Here is a 2,985-nt window from a genome sequence, read left to right as displayed (position 1 = left end):
TGGTGGCGAACGGCGCCGGGCTCATCCCCGCCGTCATCCGCCCCACGACGAAACCCGGCCGCACGAGCAGCAGGTGCACCCCGCTGCCGGCGAGGGCGTCGGCCAGGCCGCTGGCGAACCCGTCGAGACCGGCCTTGGCGGAGCCGTAGACGTAGTTCGCCCGCCGCACCCGCGCCCCCGCGATCGAGGAGAACACCACCAGGCGCCCGGACCCCTGTGCGCGCAGCAGCTCCCCCAGGTGGGTGAGGACGCTGACGTGGGCGACGTAGTCGGTGTGCACGACGGCGAGGGCGTGGGCGGCGTCGCGCTCGGCGCGCGCCTGGTCCCCGAGGATCCCGAACGCGACGACGACCGTGCCCAGCGGGCCGTGCTCGCGCAGCACCGCCTCCAGGAACGGCCGGTGCGCCGACACGTCGTCGGCGTCGAGGTCCAGCCGGACGACGCGCTGCGCCCCCGCCGCGCGCAACTGCGCCTCGACCCGGTCCAGCACGGGGTCGGGGCCGGGATCCCGTCGGGGGCGGGCCGCCAGCAGCACGGTGCGGGCACCGGCGCGCACGAGGCGCAGCGCGACGGCGGCACCGATCTCGCTGCGGCCACCGAGCAGCAGGACGGGGCGGGTGTCGTCGCCGGGGTCGGCGGGTGCGGGGGCGTGGTCCACCCGGGGCATCCTGCCGGACGGCTCAGCGCACCCCGCCCATCAGGCGCCGCACGAGGGGGCTGAGGAGCAGCAGCAGGACGCCGAGACCGATGGCGGTGCCCCCCAGCAGGCCGAAGTAGGCGCGCTCGGTGTCCGGGGAGTAGTACCCCGCCAGCGTCCCCGCCAGGGCGCTGCCCAGCGCGACGGACAGGAAGAACAGCGCCACCATCTGGGTGCGGAACGCCTGCGGGGCCAGCTTCGTCGTCACCGACAGCCCGACGGGCGACAGCCACAGCTCAGCGCAGGTGAACACCAGCAGGACGCCGGCCAGCCCGAGCAGGGGCGCGCTGCCGGGGCCCCCGCCCGACATCGGCAGGAACAGCAGGAACGCGACGCCCATGAGCGCGGTGCCGACGGCGAACTTCACCGGCGTCGACGGCTGCCTGCTGCCCAGCGCCGTCCACAGCGCCGCGAACACGGGGGCCAGGGCGATGATGAAGACGGGGTTGATGGACTGCACCCAGGCCACGGGCATCTCCCAGCCGAACAGGTCCCGGTCGAGCCGCTGGTCGGCGTAGACGGTGACGACCGTGAACTGCTGCTGGAACAGGGCCCAGAACATGACGCTGGCCAGGAACAGCGGGACGAAGGCCAGGACGCGGCGGCGCTCGGCGCCGTCGACGTGGCGGCTGCCGAGGACGAGGGCGAAGCAGGCGACGGCCGCGACGACGGAGAAGCCGATGACGATCTCGTCGAGCCGGTCGGCGGTCACGACGCCCAGCAGGCCGAGCGCTGCGAGCAGCGCGACGGCGGCCGCCCCCAGGACGGCGGCCCGGGTGCGGTGCGCCGCGGGCAGGGGGTCGGGCACGCGGCCGGCCTCCTCCGGCAGCCGGCGCCTGCCCGCGGCGTACTGGGCGAGGCCGGCCGCCATGCCCACCGCGGCGAGACCGAAGCCGTAGTGGAAACCGGCGGTGTCCCGCAGCAGCCCGGTGAGCAGCGGGCCCACGAGCGCACCGACGTTGATGCCGAGGTAGAACAGCGAGAAGCCGGCGTCGCGCCGCTCGTCGCCGGCGGCGTAGAGGGTGCCGACGAGCGCGGTGGCCGTCGCCTTGACCCCGCCGCTGCCCAGGGCGATGAGGACGAGACCGACGCCGACGCCGCTCAGGCCGGGCAGCAGCGCCAGCGCCAGGTGGCCGCACAGCACCACCACGCCGCTGGCGAACAGCACCCGCTCGGGGCCCAGGAGGCGGTCGGCGACCCACGCACCGAGGACCGTGGAGAGGTAGACGAGGCCGCCGTAGGCGCCGACGATGCTCGTCGCGGTGTCCTGGGAGATGCCCAGTCCGCCGCGATCGGCCGAGTGGTACAGGTAGATGAGCAGGATCCCCTGCATGCCGTAGAAGGAGAAGCGCTCCCACATCTCGACGCCGAACAGGCTCGCCAGCACCCGTGGCTGGCCGAGGAACCCGGTGTCCGCGCGCTGTCGTTCGGCGATCCCGCTCATGGCGGTCCACCATCCCCCGCCGGTCCCCGGCCCGCACCCGGGCGCTCAGCGCAGCGCGCCGCGCAGGAACGTGCGCACCGCGGCGACGGCGTCGAAACCCTCCTCCGGCCGCAGCAGCTGGTCGACGACGAGGCCGTCGACGTAGGCCAGCAGCCGGCGCGCCGCCCGCTCCGGCTCGGCGGCACCCGCGGCCCGCAGCGCCTCGGCGAGCAGCGCCCAGAACGGCCGGGTCCCGGCGAGGACGGCCTCGCGCAGGTGCGGGCGCCAGGCCGCCTCGAGGAACACCGCGTGCCGGGCGCGGGCCAGCGTCCGGCCCGGCCCGAGGAGGAAGCCGATCGCGGCGGCGAGGACGTCGACGAGCAGCTCGGCGGCGTCGACCGCTGCGGGGGCGCGCAGCCCGGCGAGGTGCTCGCGCTCCAGCTCGCCGATGCGCTGCAGGGCACCGGCGAGCAGGGCGTCGCGGGTGCGGAAGTGGTTGGACGTGCTGCCGGCCGGCACCCGGGCGCGGGCGTCGGCGGCACGGTGGGTGAGCGCGCGCGCCCCGCCCTCGCCGAGCAGTACGACGGCGGCGTCGGCGCAGCGCTCGCGCACGGAGTCCACGGCGGCACCCTACCCATCTCACTACAGGTGTAGTCACCGGCACTACGCCCGTAGTAGCGTCGCGGTGTGGAGCGAACCGCTGTCGTGGTGGGCGCGGGGGTCGGCGGGCTGGCGACCGCCCTCGGCCTGCGCCGCGCGGGCTGGACCGTCACGGTGCTGGAGCGCTGGCCGCGCGTGGTGGGCACCGGCGCCGGGCTGGGGCTGTGGCCCGACGCCCAGAACGCGCTGGCCGCGCTCGGCGTCG

4 protein-coding genes are annotated in these 2,985 nt (G+C 76.0%); 1 reads left to right on the top strand and 3 read right to left on the bottom strand.

Features of this window, described 5'->3' with window-relative positions:
- From ABEB16_RS18830 to ABEB16_RS18820, 3 genes are all read right to left on the bottom strand, one after another.
- Positions 1 to 658 (bottom strand): SDR family NAD(P)-dependent oxidoreductase (locus ABEB16_RS18830; RefSeq protein WP_345713744.1); only part of this gene is annotated, 658 nt, incomplete at its 3' end.
- A gap of 22 nt (positions 659 to 680) precedes the next feature.
- The gene (locus ABEB16_RS18825; RefSeq protein WP_345713743.1) at positions 681 to 2,141 is read right to left on the bottom strand and encodes a peptide MFS transporter; all 1,461 of its coding nucleotides are present in this window, start codon (positions 2,139 to 2,141) and stop codon (positions 681 to 683) included.
- A gap of 45 nt (positions 2,142 to 2,186) precedes the next feature.
- The gene (locus ABEB16_RS18820; protein ID WP_345713742.1) at positions 2,187 to 2,741 is read right to left on the bottom strand and encodes a TetR/AcrR family transcriptional regulator; all 555 of its coding nucleotides are present in this window, start codon (positions 2,739 to 2,741) and stop codon (positions 2,187 to 2,189) included.
- Positions 2,742 to 2,807: 66 nt separating this feature from the next.
- Here ABEB16_RS18820 and ABEB16_RS18815 point away from each other — a divergent pair.
- Positions 2,808 to 2,985: FAD-dependent oxidoreductase (locus ABEB16_RS18815; RefSeq protein ID WP_345713745.1), on the top strand; the 178-nt coding region annotated here is incomplete at its 3' end.

The sequence above is a fragment of the Kineococcus glutinatus genome (assembly GCF_039542765.1).
GTDB classification, from domain to species: Bacteria; Actinomycetota; Actinomycetes; order Actinomycetales; family Kineococcaceae; genus Kineococcus_A; species Kineococcus_A glutinatus.
Note: the sequence above shows the minus strand (reverse complement) of the source record. Positions and strands in the feature narration are given on the sequence as shown.

Bases quoted from the DNA above. Each gene is read 5' to 3' on its own strand.
- ABEB16_RS18825 (WP_345713743.1), bottom strand. From the start codon at position 2,141: ATGAGCGGGATCGCCGAACGACAGCGCGCGGACACCGGGTTCCTCGGC.